Source organism: Aeromicrobium stalagmiti (assembly GCF_013283745.1).
In the GTDB taxonomy this organism is placed as follows: Bacteria; Actinomycetota; Actinomycetes; order Propionibacteriales; family Nocardioidaceae; genus Aeromicrobium; species Aeromicrobium stalagmiti.
Genome location: NZ_JABSTZ010000001.1, coordinates 1167949 through 1185731 on the forward strand (window position 1 = coordinate 1167949; position 17783 = coordinate 1185731).

The 17783-nt window shown below is 71.4% G+C and carries 16 protein-coding genes; 8 read left to right on the forward strand and 8 right to left on the reverse strand.

Annotation, left to right across the window (positions count from 1 at the left end):
• Positions 1 to 69: 69 nt before the first annotated feature.
• Positions 70 to 660 (forward strand): TetR/AcrR family transcriptional regulator C-terminal domain-containing protein, encoded by a 591-nt coding sequence (locus HQK15_RS05725; protein WP_173490422.1) that lies wholly within the window; start codon positions 70 to 72, stop codon positions 658 to 660.
• Between the two features lie 89 nt (positions 661 to 749).
• On the opposite strand, the gene HQK15_RS05730 is transcribed toward HQK15_RS05725, so the two are convergent.
• From HQK15_RS05730 to HQK15_RS05755, 6 genes are all read right to left on the reverse strand, one after another.
• Complete coding sequence (locus tag HQK15_RS05730) at positions 750 to 2207, reverse strand: GuaB1 family IMP dehydrogenase-related protein (RefSeq protein ID WP_173490423.1); 1458 nt, start codon at positions 2205 to 2207, stop codon at positions 750 to 752.
• A gap of 25 nt (positions 2208 to 2232) precedes the next feature.
• Positions 2233 to 2976: an SDR family NAD(P)-dependent oxidoreductase gene (locus HQK15_RS05735; RefSeq protein WP_173490424.1), complete on the reverse strand. Its 744-nt coding sequence runs from the start codon at positions 2974 to 2976 to the stop codon at positions 2233 to 2235.
• Entirely contained in the window at positions 2973 to 4322 is a 1350-nt protein-coding gene (locus HQK15_RS05740; protein ID WP_173490425.1) for a class I adenylate-forming enzyme family protein, read from the reverse strand. Before HQK15_RS05740 ends, HQK15_RS05735 begins: the two co-directional genes overlap by 4 nt.
• Positions 4319 to 4570: an acyl carrier protein gene (locus HQK15_RS05745; protein ID WP_173490426.1), complete on the reverse strand. Its 252-nt coding sequence runs from the start codon at positions 4568 to 4570 to the stop codon at positions 4319 to 4321. Before HQK15_RS05745 ends, HQK15_RS05740 begins: the two co-directional genes overlap by 4 nt.
• A gap of 87 nt (positions 4571 to 4657) precedes the next feature.
• Positions 4658 to 5491, reverse strand: coding sequence for an SAM-dependent methyltransferase (locus HQK15_RS05750; protein ID WP_173490427.1), 834 nt, complete (start codon positions 5489 to 5491; stop codon positions 4658 to 4660).
• Positions 5492 to 5631: 140 nt separating this feature from the next.
• Positions 5632 to 6522, reverse strand: coding sequence for an SGNH/GDSL hydrolase family protein (locus HQK15_RS05755; protein WP_173490428.1), 891 nt, complete (start codon positions 6520 to 6522; stop codon positions 5632 to 5634).
• 75 nt (positions 6523 to 6597) lie between these two features.
• On the opposite strand from HQK15_RS05755, the gene HQK15_RS05760 reads away from it, so the two are divergent.
• Positions 6598 to 7251: a class I SAM-dependent methyltransferase gene (locus HQK15_RS05760; RefSeq protein ID WP_173490429.1), complete on the forward strand. Its 654-nt coding sequence runs from the start codon at positions 6598 to 6600 to the stop codon at positions 7249 to 7251.
• A 7-nt stretch (positions 7252 to 7258) separates the two neighbouring features.
• Here the strand turns inward: HQK15_RS05760 and HQK15_RS05765 are convergent, their stop codons facing one another.
• On the reverse strand, positions 7259 to 8131 hold the full coding sequence (locus HQK15_RS05765) for a class I SAM-dependent methyltransferase (RefSeq protein ID WP_173490430.1): 873 nt from the start codon (positions 8129 to 8131) through the stop codon (positions 7259 to 7261).
• Positions 8132 to 8259: 128 nt separating this feature from the next.
• Between HQK15_RS05765 and HQK15_RS05770 the strand changes: the two genes are divergently transcribed.
• From HQK15_RS05770 to HQK15_RS05785, 4 genes are all read left to right on the forward strand, one after another.
• Entirely contained in the window at positions 8260 to 9405 is a 1146-nt protein-coding gene (locus HQK15_RS05770) for a glycosyltransferase (RefSeq protein ID WP_173490431.1), read from the forward strand.
• 91 nt (positions 9406 to 9496) lie between these two features.
• Positions 9497 to 10588, forward strand: a complete 1092-nt coding sequence (locus tag HQK15_RS05775) for a glycosyltransferase family 4 protein (protein ID WP_173490432.1) — start codon at positions 9497 to 9499, stop codon at positions 10586 to 10588.
• Positions 10585 to 11298: an FkbM family methyltransferase gene (locus HQK15_RS05780; RefSeq protein ID WP_173490433.1), complete on the forward strand. Its 714-nt coding sequence runs from the start codon at positions 10585 to 10587 to the stop codon at positions 11296 to 11298. Before HQK15_RS05775 ends, HQK15_RS05780 begins: the two co-directional genes overlap by 4 nt.
• A gap of 73 nt (positions 11299 to 11371) precedes the next feature.
• Positions 11372 to 12184 (forward strand): SGNH/GDSL hydrolase family protein, encoded by an 813-nt coding sequence (locus tag HQK15_RS05785; RefSeq protein ID WP_173490434.1) that lies wholly within the window; start codon positions 11372 to 11374, stop codon positions 12182 to 12184.
• Here the strand turns inward: HQK15_RS05785 and HQK15_RS05790 are convergent.
• Positions 12175 to 12963, reverse strand: coding sequence for a hypothetical protein (locus HQK15_RS05790; RefSeq protein WP_173490435.1), 789 nt, complete (start codon positions 12961 to 12963; stop codon positions 12175 to 12177). The two genes, HQK15_RS05785 and HQK15_RS05790, sit on opposite strands and share 10 nt — an antisense overlap.
• 280 nt (positions 12964 to 13243) lie before the next feature.
• Between HQK15_RS05790 and HQK15_RS05795 the strand changes: the two genes are divergently transcribed.
• Together HQK15_RS05795 and HQK15_RS05800 are read left to right on the forward strand one after the other, a co-directional pair.
• Entirely contained in the window at positions 13244 to 14332 is a 1089-nt protein-coding gene (locus tag HQK15_RS05795; RefSeq protein ID WP_173490436.1) for a glycosyltransferase family 4 protein, read from the forward strand.
• The gene (locus HQK15_RS05800) at positions 14329 to 17778 is read left to right on the forward strand and encodes an SGNH hydrolase domain-containing protein (RefSeq protein ID WP_173490437.1); all 3450 of its coding nucleotides are present in this window, start codon (positions 14329 to 14331) and stop codon (positions 17776 to 17778) included. Before HQK15_RS05795 ends, HQK15_RS05800 begins: the two co-directional genes overlap by 4 nt.
• The last annotated feature ends 5 nt before the right edge of the window (positions 17779 to 17783 follow it).

A 17783-nucleotide genomic window follows, 5' to 3' on the forward strand; every position in this document is an offset into this window, starting at 1 on the left:
TCAGGTGAACGGCGTTCAGGTTAGCGTATAGGCTGTCCTCGCTGTCAATGTGACGTCTTCGGAGGACCCATGCGCTATCGCCGTGCAGACATCGTCGAGCGGGCCGTCGACGTCCTCGACCAGTATGGGCTCGCCGACCTCTCGATGAGAAGGATCGCGTCGGAGCTGGGCCTGCAGCCCTCCGCGCTCTACCACCACTTCGGCAACAAGCAGGAGCTGCTCGCGGCGGTCGCCGACGAGGTGCTGCAGCGGGGCCGGCACGCCGACCACGACCGGCTGGCGTGGGAGGCGGCGGTCTCGGCGATCAGCCACGAGCTCCGTGACGCGATGCTCGCGTATCGCGACGGCGCCGAGCTCGTGGCGACCGTGCAGGCGTTCGGCCTGGGCACACGATCACTCGTGGAGCCGCTGGCAGCGGCCTTCTCGCGGGGTGGTCTCGGCGACGACCTCGCGCGTGCGGCGGCCGCGACGGTGCTGCACTTCGTGTTCGGCTTCGTCACCGAGGAGCAGATCCACCTGCAGGCGAGCAGCGCCGGCGCGATCGACGACGACCGGCTCGTGCGGCCCGGCACCGGCTCGTTCGACCTCGGCCTGTCCTTCATCGTCGACGGCGCCCGCCACCGAAGCGAGCAGGCCGCCGGTGCGAGCGCCAGCGCATGACGCAACCCCGGGCGAGCGAAGCGAGCAGGCCGCCGGTGCGAGCGCCAGCGAGCACCGAGAGGAGCGGCGAGGAACGAGCCGCGAGCGGCCTACCAAGAGGTGTTCAGCGGGCGACCCTCGTCGTAGCCGGCGGAGCTCTGCAGCCCGACGACCGCGCGGTCGTGGAACTCCGCGATCGACCGCGCTCCGGCATAGGTCGCGCTCGACCGCACGCCGGCGATGATCGCGTCGACGAGGTCCTCGACGCCGGGGCGATCGGGGTCGAGGAACATGCGTGACGACGAGATGCCCTCCTCGAACAGCGCCATCCGGGCCCGCTCGAAGCCTGCGGCGTCGCGGGTGCGGTTGGAGACGGCGCGCGCCGAGGCCATGCCGAACGACTCCTTGTAGGGACGGCCGTCGGGGCCGACCTTGAGGTCGCCGGGGCTCTCGAGCGTGCCGGCGAACCACGAGCCGATCATGACGCTCGCGGCTCCGGCCGCCAGGGCGAGGGCGACGTCGCGCGGGTAGCGGACACCGCCGTCGGCCCACACGTGGGCCCCGAGCTCGCGGGCAGCGGCGGCGCACTCGAGCACTGCGGAGAACTGCGGTCGGCCGACGCCGGTCATCATGCGCGTGGTGCACATCGCGCCGGGGCCGACGCCGACCTTGATGATGTCGGCGCCCTCGGCGACGAGGTCGCGGACGCCGGCCGCCGAGACGACGTTGCCCGCAGCGATCGGCACGCGCCGTCCGGACTCCGCGGCGTAGGTGTTGCGCGCCACCGTGACGAGCGGGAGCGCCTCGAGCATCTTGTCCTGGTGCCCGTGGGCCGTGTCGACGACGATGACGTCGATGCCCATCGCGAGCAGCTCGGCGGCCTTGCCGGCGACGTCGCCGTTGATGCCGACCGCTGCGCCGATCACGAGACGGCCGTCGGCGTCGACCGCCGGGTCGTAGATCGTCGAGCGCAGGGCTGACTTGCGGGTCAGCACGCCGGCCAGCCGGCCGCCGTCGAGCACGGGTGCGACGTCGACGTGCCGGGCCGACATCTGGTTGAAGCACTCACGGGGGTCTGCGCCGGCCTCGAAGGTGAGCACGTCGGTCGTCATGACGTCGCGCACCTGGGCGAAGCGGTCGACCTCGGCGCCGTCACGCTCGGTGACGATGCCGAGCACGACGCCGTCGTCGACGACCACGACCGCGCCGTGCGCCCGCTTGGGGATCAGGCTCAGGGCCTCGCCGACCGTGGTGGTCGGGTCGACCGTGACGGGGGTGTCGTAGACCGTGTGGGCGGCCTTCACCCGGTCGACCGTCGCAGCGACGATGTCGAGCGGGATGTCCTGCGGGATGATCGCGATGCCGCCGCGGCGCGCGATCGTCTCGGCCATGCGCTTGCCGGAGATCGCAGTCATGTTGGCGACGACGAGCGGCAGCGTGGTGCCCGTGCCGTCGGCCGTCGCGAGGTCGACGTCGAAGCGGCTGGTGACGTCGGAGCGTGCGGGGACCATGAACACGTCGTTGTACGTGAGGTCGAAGGACGGGGCGAGGTCGTTGAGGAACTTCACGAAACGATCCTAGGCGGACAGGCCGTCAGGCGGTGAGTCCTCCGTCGGCGACGATGGTCTGCCCCGTGATGTAGGTGTTGTCGGGCGACGTCAGGAACTGCACGATGCGCGCGATGTCGGCCGGCTCGCCGAGGCGTCCGGCCGGGGTGCGCCGGACGATCTGGTCGAGCTGCCCCTCGTCGAGCCCGTGCGACATCTCGGTGCGCAGGTAGCCGGGCGCGACGGAGTTGACGAAGATGCCGCGGGAGCCGAGCTCGCGGGCCAGCGCACGGGTCATGCCGTCCATGGCCGCCTTGGTGGCGCTGTAGACCGCGAGGCCCCGGTAGCCGGAGAGGCCGACGATCGACGAGATGCTGATGATGTGCCCCGATCCGCGGGACAGCATGCGGCGGGACACGAGCTTGCTGATGTGCAGCGTGCCCTTGAGGTTGAGGTCGATGACGGTGTCGACGTCGTCGTCGGGCGTCAGGGCCAGGATGCCGTCACGCGCGACACCGGCGTTGTTGACCAGGATGTCGACGACGTCCCACTCGTCGGTGACGTCCTTGACGAACGCGTCGACCTGCTCGCGGTTGCTGAGGTCGACCGCGCGGAACAAGAAGCGTCCGGCCGTGGCGGGGTCGTTGGTCCAGCGCTCGATCTCGTCGGTCGACGACCGGGCGCACGTCGCGACGCGGTCGCCGGAGTCGAGGTAGGACTGGACGATGCCGGCCCCCAGCCCGCGGCTGCCGCCGGTGATGATGACGACGCGTCCTGTGGACACCGTCATGATGTGCCACCTCTCGTGAGTTTGTTGCCGGTGGTGCCCATGGTCTCGACGAAGCGGATGCTCCGGGGGCGGGAAGCGGGTGGAAGGTCTGCGCACGCCGCGCGGATCGCAGCGTCGATCTCCTCGGTGTCGTGTCCCGACTCGGGGACCACCTCGACGGCGACGATCGCGCCGACCATCGCGTTGGGACGACCGAAGACCCGCACCAGCGCGACGCCGGGGATCTGGCCGATGCGGTCCTCGACCGGCAGCGGGTGGACCTTGACGCCGCCGACGTTGATGACCTCGGAGGCGCGGCCGCGGAACTCGATGCGGTCGTCGACGATCTCGACGAGGTCGCCGGTCGCGCGCCACGCGTCGGCGTCGATCGGGGGCTGGCCGTAGTAGCCGAGCATCGAGGCGCGGGACCTGACCCACAGCTCGCCGTCGACGACCTTGAAGACGACGTCGCCGCCCTCCTGGAGCATCGAGACCGGCAGACCCGCGACACCGTCGCGCACCGAGACGTTCTGGCCGAACTCGTTGGCGCCGTAGATCTGCGACACGCGGGCGGTCGGGAAGCGGTCGGCGACGCGCTGCAGCAGGGCGGGCGGGACCGCCTCGCCGCCCATCGTGATCTGGCGCAGGGGTGGGACGTCGCCGCCGTCGCTGTCCATCTCGATGAGCAGGAACCGCCAGAACGTCGGCGTGCCGCTCGCGTGGGTGACGCCCCAGCGCCGCATCGCGGCGAGGCCGTCGCGGGGCTGGAAGGTCTCGGCGGCGGCCAGCGTGGTCTGTGCCGCGACGACGTGGATGAGGATCTGCAGCCCGCCGAACTGGTTGAGCCCGTAGGCCAGCAACCACATCTGGTCGTCGACCGGGCGGATCCGCCGGGTCGTGAGCAGCACGCGGCTCCACAGATGGCGGGCGGCCTTGGGGGCGCCGGTCGTTCCGGTCGTCATGCACATCAGCGAGGCGTCGTCGGGCGCCGTCGCCGGGACGGGCTCGCCGTGGTCGACCAGGAGGTCGGCGGTCGCGGTGGCGCCGGCGTCGACGAGGCCGGACCGGGTCGTGACGAGGTGGTCGTGGTCGAACCGCTCGCGGTACTCCGCGACGGCCTCGTCGCTCGCGGCGAGCGGGTAGACGCACGCCTCGGCGCCGGCGAGGGCCGATCCGGCCAGGAGCGCCATGACCTGCGCCGGGTCGTCGTCGAGGATCGCGAGACGTCCGACGCCCCGCGCGACGAGGTTGGCGGCGACGGCCTCGGCCCGGGTCAGCAGCTCGGCGAACGTCGTGGCGCCTCGCGGCGAGACGACGGCAGGCTGCTCACCACGCTCCGCGGCGGCCGTCCGCAGCAGCTCGATCACGCGGAGGGCTGTTCCTCGGCGCTGTAGTAGTCGAGGATGTCGCCGACCGTCGTGGCCATGATCCCGACGCTGAACGGGTCGTCGCCGAGGTCGTCCTCGAGCATCGACGACAGCTCGGCGATCTCGAGCGAGTCGAGCCCGACACCATCGGCGAACAGGGACGTCTCGGCGGTGACGTCGGCGTCCTTGTTGGCCCGCGAGAGGAAGCGCTTGATCGTCTCTTCGGCCTGACTGCGAGGGCTTCCCATGCTCATGTGCTCCAGATGCTGTGGTGGTGGGATGTCACGCGGCTCAACGACGTCCGCGAGAAAAGGTTACCGCCGGTCGACGGGCGGCTAGGCGGGCTTGGACGCGGAGATCAGGCCGTAGCCCAGGGTGCCGTCCTGCCAGAAGGCCTGGAGGATGTCGAGGGACTCCTCGAACGTGTCGAGGCTCTCCTGACCGATGAGCCCGATGACGGCGTCGCGGTGCTCGGCGGCGGTCGCCCGCCAGCGGTCGAGGGTCGGAAGGGTCTCGCGGGTGATGTCGACGACCTCGTCGACGACGAGCCCCGCATCGGCCATCAGCCCGGAGTAGATCTCGAGGGAGTCCATGCGCGCCGCGCCGTAGGCCGACCGCAGCACCGCGAACTCGTGGCGACGCTCCTTGAGCTCGGCGAAGCCGATCTCGCGACGGCGGATGATGTCGCACAGGGCGATGCGTCCGCCCGGGCGCAGGACGCGGGCGCACTCGGAGATCAGGGCCCGGCGGTCGGGCATCAGGTGGGACGACTCCAGCACCCAGGCCCGGTCGAAGGAGGCGTCGGGCAGCCCGTTGGCCGTGCCGTCACGCTGCTCGAACGAGACGGTGTCGACGCCGAGACGTGCCGACTCCTGCGTCGCTGCCTCGACGCCGACCGCGCTGGTCGTGATGCCCAGCACCTCGACGCCGTGCTCGGTCGCGATCCGGCGGGCCGGGGTGCCGGAGCCGCACCCGACGTCGAGCACGCGCAGTCCCGGCGAGAGCTGGGACGCGGCGATCATGCGGGTCGTGAGCTCGGCGGTCGCGACGTCGAGCGGCTCGTCGCCGGTCTCGAACACGCCCCAGTGCAGCTCGTCGCCCAGCAGAAGGCCCCACGCCTCGGTCACCCGGTCGTAGTGGGCGGCCGGCTCGTAATGCTCCTGGGTCATGGTCTCCCTGCCGTGGTCACTCGGTGGTCAGAATTCGTGGCTGCGGTGCATCCGTACGGGGTCGAGCGGTGGTCAGCCTAGCAGCGCTCCTGCGGGTGGAGGGGCGAAAATCCGGGGGGTCGTCGCAGGCTGATCGGGGGTCAGTCAGCGGCCGTCAGACGCGCGGACACGACGGGCTCGAGGGCCGTCGCGACCGCCTGCATGCCGGTCGCCCGTGGGTGCAGCGCAGAGCCGTCGCCGGGCTCGGCCGTGATGCCGCTGACCCACGCTTCGGCCGGATCGGCGCAGGCGTCGTGGCCCACCGAGGCCCGGCGCATCGACAGATAGCTGGCCCCGGCGTCCTCGGCGGCGCCGCGCATCGCGGTCTCGAGGCTCCCCTCGGCAGCCGCGCCCGCCCGCAGCTCGGCGGGCGTCACCGGGACCTGCTCGGGCGGGCACGTGCCGTCGTCGGGCATGAGGCGCAGATAGCTGACCAGCACGACCAGGGCGTCGGGGGCGCGTCGCTGGATCTCGTCGAGCACCTCGGTGACGTCGGACCGGATGCCGTCGAGGGCCGCGGGGAGCCGGTCGGTCGTCGCCTGGCACGTCTCGGGTGCAGAGGCCGGACGGGCGTAGCAGTAGCCGAACAACGACGGGATGTAGCCCGCGTCGTTGCCGCCGATGCTGATCGTGACCACGTCGGTCTGGGGCCCGACTGCGTCGACCTGCGGGGGGAGCGCGGTCGGCTGCTGCCGGCCGAGCAGCACGTCCTTGGTCGTGGCCCCGGGGCAGCTGACGTCGGTCAGCTGGTCGGCGTCGAGGCCGAGCGACCGCGCGACGAGCGACGGGTAGTTGGCGTCGGACCTCAGGCACGGCCCGGACGGCGTGCCGATGCCGGCCCCGGCCACCGCGGAGTCGCCCAGGGCGACGTACGAGACCTTCGCCGGCACGGACGGAACAGGCTCGGGGGTGGAGCCCGTGCACGCCGCCAGCAGGAGCGTCGACGCAATCGCGCCGGACGTGGCGAGCCGCAGGCGCGGACGCGAGATCATGCGGTCAGGCTACCGCTGCGTGTGTTGCCCGACATCGCCCTCACGGGCGGCTCTGCCCGTGTAGGCTCCTGCTCCGTGAACCCCACCGTCTATCGCGCCGTTCGCGCGACCGTGCGGACCGTCAACACGCCCATCGCGAAGGTCCGGGCCCGTCGAGCGCTGGGCGAGGCCTCCCGCCCCCTCAAGCTCGAGATCGGTGGCCTCGTGCCGCGGCCGGGATGGGTCGTGACCAACGTCAACGCCGTGACCCGCAACTACCTCGACGCCACGCGCACGTGGCCGCTCGAGGACGGGTCGGTGTCACACGTCTACTCCGACAACGTCATCGAGCACCTGCCGCTCGAGGCCACGCGGGCGATGCTGGCCGAGGCGTACCGCTGCCTGCAGCCCGGCGGTGTCATCCGGCTCATCACGCCTGACGTGCGGGCCCACGTCGAGATGTACCTCTCCGGCCAGCCCGCTCTCGACGACGCCGCCGCGACGCACTACCGCGAGCTGGGCCTGGTCGTCGAGCACCCCATCGACGTGCTGCGGATCCCGATCGGCGCGTTCGGGCACCACGAGGGCTATGTCTTCGACTTCGAGACGCTGAAGGTCGAGCTCGAGAAGGCCGGCTTCTCCGACGTGGTCCGCACGCCCACCGGCTCCAGCGACCGGCCGGAGTTCGCGGGCCTGGACCAGCGCACCAGCGAAGGTGGCGCCCAGCTCGCCGTCGAGGCGGTGCGCTGACGCTGCGTCAGCGCGGGGCCAGCACGAACACGCCGGAGTGCGCCGAGCTGTCGGCCTGACGGCGGAGCATGACGGCTCGCATGAGCGCGAGCCCGCCCGGCGTGCGGTTGACGGTCGACTTGAGCGCGTTCTTGGCCTTGGACCGGCCGCGCACGCGCAGCCACTCCCGGCTGAACATCTCGTCGGGCAGCCAGGTCCGCTCGTGGTGCAGGACCGCGAGGTCGAGCCGCTCGGCGTACTCGGCCATCGTCCGGTCGCCCAGGAAGTGCAGGTGGTCGCCGAGGTTCCAGTGGAGCATGTCGCCCTTCTGGGCGCCCGCCGTCATCTCGCCGGTCGCCATGACGACGATGCCGCCGGGTCGCAGGATGCGGGCCAGCTCACGGAACGTCTCGGTGGGGCTGATCAGGTGGGAGAACACGTTGATCATGCTGATCACGTCGAACGAGTCGTCGGGGTAGCCGACGTCCTCCACCGGCAGGCCGTGCACGGTCGCGCCGGTCTGCTGGGCCGCGATGCGCATGCGGTCGGCGCTGAGCTCGATGCCCTCGATCTCGTAGCTGGCGTCCCGGGCGAGGCCGAGGAGCAGGCCCGCGCCGCAGCCGATGTCGAGCCAGCGGCCGGAGGGGGTGTGCTCGCGGGCGAGGTCGACGAAGCCCTGGAAGCGGCTGCGCAGGATCAGCTCGCTCTGGCTCTGCTTGTCGGCCGCGACGATCTCCTGGGTGCCCGCGTAGTGGCCGGCCTCCATCTCGGTCATCCGGCGCTGGGGCTCGGGGATGTCGTCGATGTAGAGGAGGTCGCACCGGGGGCACTGCCCGAGACGGATGCCGTTCTCGGAGAACAGCGGCGTCCAGTCCGCCGAACCGCAGCAGTCACACCTCATGCGTCACCCTTTCACGTCGCCCGTCCGGGCCTCGGCACTCGCGGACACGCTACCGGAGCAGGCTCGCCGTGACCCCCGGGTTCGGCCCGGTCCCCCCGTCGCGTCGGTCCACGCCCTATCCTCTGCGCATGAATGATCGGCGACGTGGCCCGGGCGGCCCGGGCTCCACGATCCTGGTCGAGCCGTTCCCGGGCGGCCACCGCTCCCAGGCCGTCGCCAACGTGGCTCGAGTCGCCGAGCGCTCCTCCGAGGTGCTGATCATGACGTCGCGCGGCGGCACCCAGGACCCCGCGTTCGTGGAGTACCTCGGCGACCTCGGCTACCGGACGGTCGAGGTGTTCTCGTCCGAGCTGCCGCCGATCCGTGACATCGCCCGCGAGGTCGCGGCGGTCTGCCGGGCCGAGCGGGTCGACACGGTCGTCGTGATGGACGCCGACCAGTCGCTCAAGCGGTGGTGGTTCGAGGCGCCGCGGGCGTTCGGGCTGCGCCGGCGACCCCGCGTGGTCTTCATGCTGACGCGCTACCCGGCCAAGCTGCGGCTCACCGACTGGGTCGGCTGGCGGCTGCGGATCCCCAAGGCGACCCTGGCGCTCGTCGCCATGGCGACCGGGTCGCTGCACCGGGTGGCCGGGTTCGCCGGTCGCGACGACATGACGCGGGGCTGGATCGTCAAGCGCGCCCGCGACCCCGAGATCTGCGGGGCCCACTCCCGCGACCGCGTCGCCCTGCGCGCCGCGCTCGACCTGCCCGCCGACCGACGGATCGTCGGCATCTTCGGCGGCGTGTCCGAGCGCAAGAACCCCCAGCTGCTGTGGGAGGCGATGCAGACCGGCGGCATCGACGCCGACCTGCTCCTCGCCGGTGGCCTCTCGGAGGGGGTCGCCCGCTGGGCGGCGTCCGTGGAGCCGGGACCCCGCGGGCGGATCATCACGCGCGAGGGATTCCTGCCCAACGACCTGCTCGACCAGCTCGTCGCGGCGTCCGACGTGGCCGCGCTCATCATGACCAACAACGGCCCCAGCGGCATCATGGGCAAGGCGCTGGCGGCCGGCGTGCCGGTGGTGACCGCCGGCTCGCAGGTGCGGGCGCGCGAGGTCGCCGCGACCGACGGTGGGGAGACCGCGGAGGTCGACGCCGCCGACATCGCCGCCGCGATCGCTCGCGCGCTGGCCCGCGACCCGCTCGCCCCGAGCCGCAGCACCGTGCCTCCCGCCACGGCCGACGCCTTCGCCGAGCGTCTCCTGGGCGTGCCCTCGTCCACGGCCTCGGCATGAGCGGACCGGCCGCCGCGCGGCTTCGCCGGACTGCCTGCGCGGCCGGCACCCGGTTGGTATCGTCCAGTGACCTCGATGAAGGAGAGCACCGTTGCGCATCGCGGTACTGATGACAGGCCTGACGGCCTACCAGGACAGCTGCTTTCGTGAGCTGAGCGAGCTGGGCAACGAGCTGTTGCTGGTGCATCCCGGCTCGATGCCCTTCGCCCCGTTCGACAAGGACTCCTTCAACCGGGTCGTCGAGCGTCACGTCTGGGACGACGCGATGCCCGAGCCGGCCGAGCTGGTGCCGCTGGTCGAGGCGTTCGACCCTGACGTCGTGATCATGTGGTCGTGGGACGGCAAGGGCTACCGCGCCGTCATGAAGGCCATGAAGAGCCGCGCGCTGCGCGTCATCTTCACCAGCAACTTCTGGCACGGCAGCCGCAAGCAGTGGGCCGGCCTGCTGGCGAGCCGCTTCTACGTGCTGCCCCTGTTCGACTGCGCGTGGGTGCCCGGCGAGCGGTCCGAGCTGTTCGCCCGCCGGATCGGCTTCGCCGGCCGCGACATCATCCGCGGGGCGAACTCGGCCGACACGCCCGTGTTCGACCGCGGGGCGCGCGACCCGGCCGAGCTCGCCGGACGCCGCCGGTTCCTGTTCACCGGGCGGCTCATCTGGCACAAGGCGCCTGCCGAGCTGGCCGAGGCCTATCGTCGCTATCGCGCCACGGTCGACGATCCGTGGGACCTCGACATCGCCGGTGACGGACCCCTCAAGACCGCGTTCGAGGGCATCGAGGGCGTCACGCTGCACGGGTTCGTCCAGCCCGCCGAGCTCGCCGAGCTCATGCACCGCTCCTCCTGCCTGCTGATGCCCTCGCACATCGAGTGGTACGGCGTCGTGGTCCACGAGGGGGCCGTGGCGGGGCTGCCCCTGATCTGCTCCGACGGCGTCGGCGCGGTGCCCCACCTGCTGCAGGACGGCTTCAACGGCTGGACCTTCGCGGCGGGCGACGTCGACGGGCTCGCGCGGTCCCTCGCCTGGATGTCGTCGGCGGGCACGCAGCGTCTCGGCACGATGTCGGAGGGCAGCCGGGCGCTCGGCAGCCGGTCGACCCCGACGATCTGGGCCCAGAACCTGCACGAGCAGCTGGACTTCAGGGTCCGCGGCCTGCGGACGCGCGTCGCGGAGGTGAGTCGATGAGCACCCGGTCGAGCGTTGTCAACGCGGTCGCCACCCGTCTGGGGCGACGCGGCTTCGAGCTGCGGCGGCACCCCGCCGTGCGACGCCAGGCCATGCTGAAGCAGCACGACGTCGACCTCGTCCTCGACGTCGGGGCCGCCGGAGGTGGCTACGGCACGAGCCTGAGGTCGTTCGGCTACACCGGGCGGATCGTCTCGTTCGAGCCGATCGCCGCGGCGTTCGCCGACCTCTCGGCGACGATCGCCGGCGACCGACTCTGGACGGCCCGCAACACGGCCCTGGGCGCCGAGGCGGGGGAGGCCACGATCAACATCGCCTCCAACAGCACGAGCAGCTCGATCCTGCCGATGCTCGACACGCACATCGAGGCCGCGCCCTCGGTGCGCTACGTGGGCCAGGAGACCATCGCGGTCGCCCGGCTCGACGACGAGGCCGCACCGCTCGTCGCCGAGCACCGGCGGCCGTTCCTCAAGATCGACACGCAGGGCTTCGAGCGCGAGGTGCTCGCCGGCGGCACCGAGACCGTGTCGGCCTGTGTCGGCATCCAGCTCGAGCTCTCGCTGACACCGCTCTACGGCGGCGGCATGCTGATCGACGAGGCGGTCGGCTGGGCGTACGCGCAGGGGTTCCAGCTCGTCGGCATCGAGCAGGGCTACGCGGCCCCGACCGGGGAGATCCTGCAGATCGACGGCGTGTTCGTCCGTGCGTGAGGCGAGTGGGTCCGGACGCCCCGCCGACGGTCGACGAGAGTGGAACAGCACCCCACACGAGATGGAGACCTGAGTGACGACGACCCCCCTGCCCATGCCGATCCGGATCCTCGTCAAGGGCGCGTCCACGGTCTCGTGGACCTCGTTCATGGGCGGCCCGCGCACCGACTTCACGTTCCCGCGCGCGGCCGAGGTCGAGCTGCTCGCCGGTGGCTACCCGGTCCAGATGCAGGTGAACTCGGTGCCGGCCGAGCTCACCAGGAACACGCTCAAGACGTGGCAGCAGGAGGCCGGCGGCTGGTCCCCTGACGTCATCGTGCTGTCCTACGGTCACGCGGAGTGCGTGCACCTGCTGCTTCCGCTGTGGCTGCAGCGCCACTCGCACGGCATGACGAGCAGGCCGGGCCCGGTCCGCGACCGCTACCGCAAGCACCTGCTCGCCCCCACCTGGCGACTGCTGGCCCGGGTGCAGCAGAAGATCGACCGGGCGCTGCCCACGTCGGTCGCCCGCCGTCGCGTCCGTCGTGTCGCCGCCGACTACGAACGGCTGCTCAAGCGCCTGCAGATGCTGGCGAGCCCGTTGATCCTCGTGCTCGACATCCCGGGTCCCAACGCCACGTGGCAGCAGTGGTTCCCGGGCATGGCCCCGCGCATCGGCCTGGTCAACGAGCAGCTCGAGCAGCTGGTCGAGCGCATCGACAAGCCCAACGTCCGACTGTTCAGGCTCACCGACGTCACCGCGGAGTTCGAGGCTCGCGGCGAGGAGGTCTGCTCCGACGGGGCACACTTCACGCCGGCCGTGCACGCCGCGATCGGCGAGAAGCTCGGCCAGGAGATCCTCGGGTGGGCCCGGACCCAGACCCACCTGGGGCCTGCTCAGGTCTGAGGGGTCGACCGCTCGCCGGTCGCCGGGGCGAGCCCGTCCACGAAGCGGGCGAAGTGGTCCCGCACCACGGTGACGCCCGCAGCGTTGGTGTGGATGCCGTCGTCGGTGAGCTCCGCGCGCAGGCCGCCGCGGGTGTCGGACAGGACCGTCGTCGCGTCGAACAGCTCGGCGCGGACCGGTCCGTCGTGCGACGACACCGCTGCGCCGAGGGCCGAGCGGAGTGCGAGGAACGTCGAGATGCGCTCGTCGATCGAACCGACCACGGGATAGCCCGGCAGCACCGGTGCGTCGATGCTGGGCGGCGGCGGGACGACGAGCACCACCCGCGACGCGCCCATCAGCGCCGCGAGCTCGCACCCGCGCTCGACGTAGGTCGCCACGAAGCCGAGGTCGCGGGAGCCGTCGGGGCCTGTGTGCGCAGCCAGGTGGCACCGCACGTCGATCTCGCCGGTCACGACCACCGGGAGCACCTGGTCGCTGTCGGCGACGCGCCGCACCAGGCGAGCGGTTCTGGTCGCGCGGGGCGGAAACCCGTTGCGGGCCACGGAGAACATCAGCCGTGGACCCAGGTGGCACACCGTCTGGTCGCGATCGGCCCGCCACAACGACGCAGTGGTGACGGGCCCGTTGAAGTACATCGCGTGGGAGTCGCCGAACCAGAGCTCGGCCGTGCGCCCGCGGCGGGAGTCGCGCGCGAGACGGGCCACTGTCCCGGAGCGCCGGAAGGCGTGCACGACACGTGCGGGCACGAGCAGGATCGCGTACAACCAGCGAGGCATGGGCCCTCCTTGGCTCGCGAGCACCGTACCAGCCGGGACACCGTGCTCCGTGGCCCCGCCCGCTGCCGAAATATGGGGTGACCCGACGGGCTGTCGCTCGTTGACCATCGAGGGAATGATCGCCGGCCGCCGGTCGACCGCCCCTCGACGCAGACGACCGGAGGTGCCATGGCAGCGACGGGCAGCACGCGTCGCGTCACGGCGGTGGGCGTCGGCAGCCAGATCCTGCCGATCTCCGCTCCTGGGCGGCTCGCGTCAGGGAAGATGGCAGGGTGATTCCATGCGCGTGCTGATCGATCCCCAGATCTTTCTGTTCCAGCAGAGAGGTGGCGTCTCGCGACTGTTCTCCGAGCTGGCCAAGGAGCTCACGGCCACGCCGGACGTCGAGGTCGTCCTGCCCTTCGGCTACGTGCAGAACGAGTACATCGCGCGCGACTTCCCCGACCGCATGCGACAGGTCGCCGGTGGGGTCCACCGCACCCGTCCGCGGCCGCTGCAGATGCTGAACACGCTCACGCGGATGCCGCCGCGGGCCGTCGACGTCGTGCACCACACGTGGTATCGCCCCGAGTACATCGACCGCTACCGCACGCGCACGCGCGTCAGCACGGTGTTCGACATGATCCCGGAGGTCATGCCCGAGTGGAGCGGCGGTGACCCGCACGTCGGCAAGCGCGAGTACCTCGAGGCGTCCGACGCGATCGTGTGCATCTCCGAGACGACCAAGGCCGACCTGCTGCAGCACTGGGGCGACTTCGGCAAGCCGGTCCACGTGACGTACCTCGGGGTCGAGACGAGCTTCTTCTCGCCGACCACACCGTCGTTCGCGCTGCCCGACCACTACGTCCTGTTCGTCGGCCGGCGCGCCGACTACAAGAACTTCTCGCTGCTCGCCGAGGCGTTCGCCGACGTCGCCGGCGCCCGGCCCGACCTGCACCTCGTGTGCGTCGGCGGAGGAGCCTTCGGGCCGGCGGAGGCGGAGTTCTTCGAGCGGCACGGCATCACCGACCGGGTCCACCAGTTCGCCGTGGACGACGCCGACCTGCCGGGCGTCTACGCGGGCGCGCGGTGCCTGGTCTTCCCGAGCAAGTACGAGGGATTCGGCCTGCCGATCCTCGAGGCCTATGCGGCCGGCTGCCCGGTGGTCGTCGCCGACACGCCCTGCCTGACCGAGGTGGCCGGTGGCCACGCCACCATCGTCTCGCCCGAGGACCCCAGCGAGCTCGCCAAGGCGCTGCTCGAGATCTCCGACCCTGATGCCCCTGACGCCGCCGTCATGATCGGCGCGGCACGAGACCGGGCGGCCGAGTTCACGTGGGCCCGGACGTGCGCCGAGACCCTCGCGATCTATCGGGAGATCACCGCATGACCGACGCGTCCACGCGGGAGCGCACCCGGGAGCGTGCGCTGGTGAAGGCCGGACTCGCTGCCGTCGCGTCGCGAGGCAGCACGACCTTCGCGACCCTGCTGCTGACCCCGCTGCTGACGCACCTGCTGGGCATCCAGCTCTACGGCGTGCTCGTCACGCTGACGATGACGTCGTTCCTGCTGCTGCTGGGCGACTTCGGCATCGCGAGCGGCCTCGTCAGCAAGCTGAGCGGCAACGACCAGGGCCCGGCCCACGCGCGCACCCTGATCTCGTCCGCCTATGCCGTGGTGGGGGCGGCGTCGGCCATCGGCCTGGCGGTGGCCGCGCTGCTGGCGATCGTCCTGCCGTGGAACTCGTGGACCGGGGCCGACGGGGTCTCGGCCAGCGACATCCACTGGGCGGCGTTCATCGCGCTCGGCGGTGCGGCCCTGCAGCTGACGACCAACCTGGGCCAGAAGATCGAGCTCTCGCGCCAGCGGGGACACGCCGCCTCGCTCTGGCTGGGCGTCGCCAACATCGGCTCGCCCGTCGCGGCGACGATCGCCGCGGCCCTGACGCAGGACATCCGCTGGACCGTCGCCGCGATGTGCCTGACGCCCCCGATCGTGATGTACGTCCAGTCGGTGCGCGTCATCCGGTCGCTGCCCGAGGAGATGCGGCCCCACCGGTCGTACGTGTCCCGGCCGATGGTGCGCGAGCTCCTGACCTCGGGTGCGCAGTTCACCGGCGTGGCCCTGCTCGGCGCGATCGCCTTCCAGCTCGACACCCTGATCGTGTCGTCGTTCCTGGGGTCCGAGGCCGCCGCGAAGTACAGCATCACGATCAAGCTCTTCGCCCTCGTCTCGACGACGACGCACGTCGCCGTCACCCAGCTGTGGAGCGCGTTCGCCGATGCGACGAGGCACGGTGACGTGGCGTGGGCCCGCCGGACCCTGGTGAGGTCGACGGTCTACTGCGGCGCCGTGGCGGTGCTGCTCTCAGCCGTCCTGTTCGTGGCCGGGGAGCCGTTGATCCGGATCTGGCTGGGCAGCCAGTACGTCCCCGGCACCGCGTTGCTCGCGGCGGCCGCGGTGTGGACGGTGCTGTCGTCCGCGGCCTCGCCCCTGACGTTCTTCCTCAACGGCAACCAGAAGCAGCGACAGCAGCTCCTCGTGGGCGTGCCCATGGCGATCTGCAACATCGTCGTGTCGATCTGGCTCGTGCAGGTCGTGGGGGCGAGCGGGGTCCTGTGGGCCAGCAGCATCGCCTGGATCGTGTTCATCGTGGTGCCGCTGGGTCTCATGGCCCGCACCATCCTGCGCGAGCAGGAGCGGGACCGGGCCGCTGCAGGGCCACCCGTCGAGGAGGTCGGGACGGAGCCGGTCGACAGCATCGGCGCCGACCCCGGCCCCGCCCCCTCCACCCCCACAGATGCGGAGCCTCCGGTGTCGTCGACGTCCATGCCGCACCGGGTCGCCGGATATCGACCCGACATCGACGGGCTGCGTGCCGTCGCGGTCATGTCCGTCATCGGGTTCCACTACTTCCCGGGGATCTTCCGGGGCGGGTTCATCGGGGTCGACGTCTTCTTCGTGGTCTCCGGCTTCCTCATCACGGGCCTGGTGGCCAAGCGCGTCCAGGCCGGGACGTTCACGATCCGCGACTTCTACGTCCGCCGCATCCGGCGGATCTTCCCGGCGTTGATCGTCGTGCTCGTCGCCACCCTGCTCGGCGGCTGGCTCGTGCTGTTCACCGACGAGCTGCGCAGCCTGGCCCGTGAGGCCGGTGCGGGCGCGTTCTTCGTGGCCAACTTCCACTTCATGGCGGAGTCGTCCTACTTCGACCCCGGCGCCTACACCAAGCCGCTGCTGCACCTGTGGTCGCTGGCGATCGAGGAGCAGTTCTACCTCGTGTGGCCGCTGCTCATGATCGTGTGCCTGCGGCGCAGTCGTCGTACCGCGCTCGTGGTGGTGGCGGTGCTGACCGTGCTCTCGTTCGCCTTCAACCTCTACCTGGCCTCGGCCGACCCGTCGGCCGACTACTACTCGCCGTTCACCCGGTTCTGGCAGCTGTCGGTCGGCGGGCTGCTCGCCCTCGCGCCGTCGGCGGGCCAGGTGCGCAGCCGGGTCGCCGCCCACGTGCTGTCGGTCGTGGGCCTGCTCGTCATCGCCTTCGGCGTCCTCACGGTCAGCTCGAAGGTCGCCTATCCGGGGCAGTGGGGTCTCCTGCCGGTGCTCGGTGCGGCCATGATCATCGCCGCCGGTCCCGCGTCGGTGTTCAACCGCCGGCTCCTGTCGATGCGGCTGGCGGTGGGCATCGGCCTGATCAGCTATCCGCTCTACCTGTGGCACTGGCCCATGATCTCCCTGACCACGATCGTCGAGCGGGGCTTCCCGTCCATCCCGATCCGCGCCCTGATGGTGCTGGTGGCGATCGGGCTGGCGACCCTGACCTACTTCTTCGTCGAGAAGCCCGTGCGGCGTGGCCGGCTGGCACGGCGTTCACCCCGGTTCCTCGCGGCGGGCGTCGGCGTCGTGGGCGCTGCCAGCTTCGTCGTCGCGACCTCGTTCGGCCCCGCCTCCGCCCATGGAGGTGACTCGGGACCCATCGCAGAGCTCGGCCAGTGGAGCTATCTCACCAACGCGACGTGCGACTCGCGCTATCCCTTCGCGCAGAAGGAGGGCGGCTGGTGGTTCTGCGTCACCAACAAGGACGAGCCGGCCGACGTCCTGCTGCTGGGCGACAGCCTGGCCAACGAGCTCTACCCCGGCATGAGGTCGGCCTACCCCGACAGCACCGTCCTCTCGATCGGCACCTGCAGCCCGACGCAAGGCGTGCAGCTCAAGCTGGCAGGGGCCGACCCGGGCAACCCGTGCTTCGCCGCCCGGTCGCAGGTCCAGGAGGAGTTCATCGACTCGGTCATCGCGCGTGACCGCGTCCCGGTCGTCGTGATCAGCATGACGTGGCCGCAGTTCGACGAGAAGGGCCAGTGGGTGACCCCTGCCGGCCTGCCCGCGGGCTCGATCGCCACCCGGGGTTCGTCGGTCGACGAGACCGATCGCGAGGCCTTCGTCCGCGGCCTCCAGCGGCGCGTCAGCGACCTGGAGAAGCGCGGCGACCAGGTCGTGCTGTGGGGGCCGAAGCCGCAGCTGGGCTACGACATCGCCCAGTGCTTCGCCCGGCCCTTCAACTCCGACACCGCGTCGTGCGAGGTGCCGCGGACGCAGGAGCGCACGGCGTTCGCCTCGTTCAAGGCGGTCGCCGACGACATCGTCCGGGAGCATCCCGACGTCAAGGTCTACGACCCGTCCTCGGTGTTCTGCACCGACAGCACCTGCTCGTTGCTGAAGGACGGTCGTCCCCTCATGCGCGACACCGTGCACCTCTCGGTGCTGGGCAGCCGACTCGCGGCGCAGGACTTCCAGCGGTGGGCCGCGACGCGGGTGCCGGGCCTCGGCCGCTCCTGAGAGCG

Bases quoted from the DNA above. Each gene is read 5' to 3' on its own strand.
- HQK15_RS05725 (WP_173490422.1), top strand. From the start codon at position 70: ATGCGCTATCGCCGTGCAGACATCGTCGAGCGGGCCGTCGACGTCCTC.
- HQK15_RS05735 (WP_173490424.1), bottom strand. From the start codon at position 2,976: ATGACGGTGTCCACAGGACGCGTCGTCATCATCACCGGCGGCAGCCGC.
- HQK15_RS05745 (WP_173490426.1), bottom strand. From the start codon at position 4,570: ATGGGAAGCCCTCGCAGTCAGGCCGAAGAGACGATCAAGCGCTTCCTC.
- HQK15_RS05750 (WP_173490427.1), bottom strand. From the start codon at position 5,491: ATGACCCAGGAGCATTACGAGCCGGCCGCCCACTACGACCGGGTGACC.
- HQK15_RS05755 (WP_173490428.1), bottom strand. From the start codon at position 6,522: ATGATCTCGCGTCCGCGCCTGCGGCTCGCCACGTCCGGCGCGATTGCG.
- HQK15_RS05765 (WP_173490430.1), bottom strand. From the start codon at position 8,131: ATGAGGTGTGACTGCTGCGGTTCGGCGGACTGGACGCCGCTGTTCTCC.
- HQK15_RS05770 (WP_173490431.1), top strand. From the start codon at position 8,260: ATGAATGATCGGCGACGTGGCCCGGGCGGCCCGGGCTCCACGATCCTG.
- HQK15_RS05780 (WP_173490433.1), top strand. From the start codon at position 10,585: ATGAGCACCCGGTCGAGCGTTGTCAACGCGGTCGCCACCCGTCTGGGG.
- HQK15_RS05790 (WP_173490435.1), bottom strand. From the start codon at position 12,963: ATGCCTCGCTGGTTGTACGCGATCCTGCTCGTGCCCGCACGTGTCGTG.
- HQK15_RS05795 (WP_173490436.1), top strand. From the start codon at position 13,244: ATGCGCGTGCTGATCGATCCCCAGATCTTTCTGTTCCAGCAGAGAGGT.
- HQK15_RS05800 (WP_173490437.1), top strand. From the start codon at position 14,329: ATGACCGACGCGTCCACGCGGGAGCGCACCCGGGAGCGTGCGCTGGTG.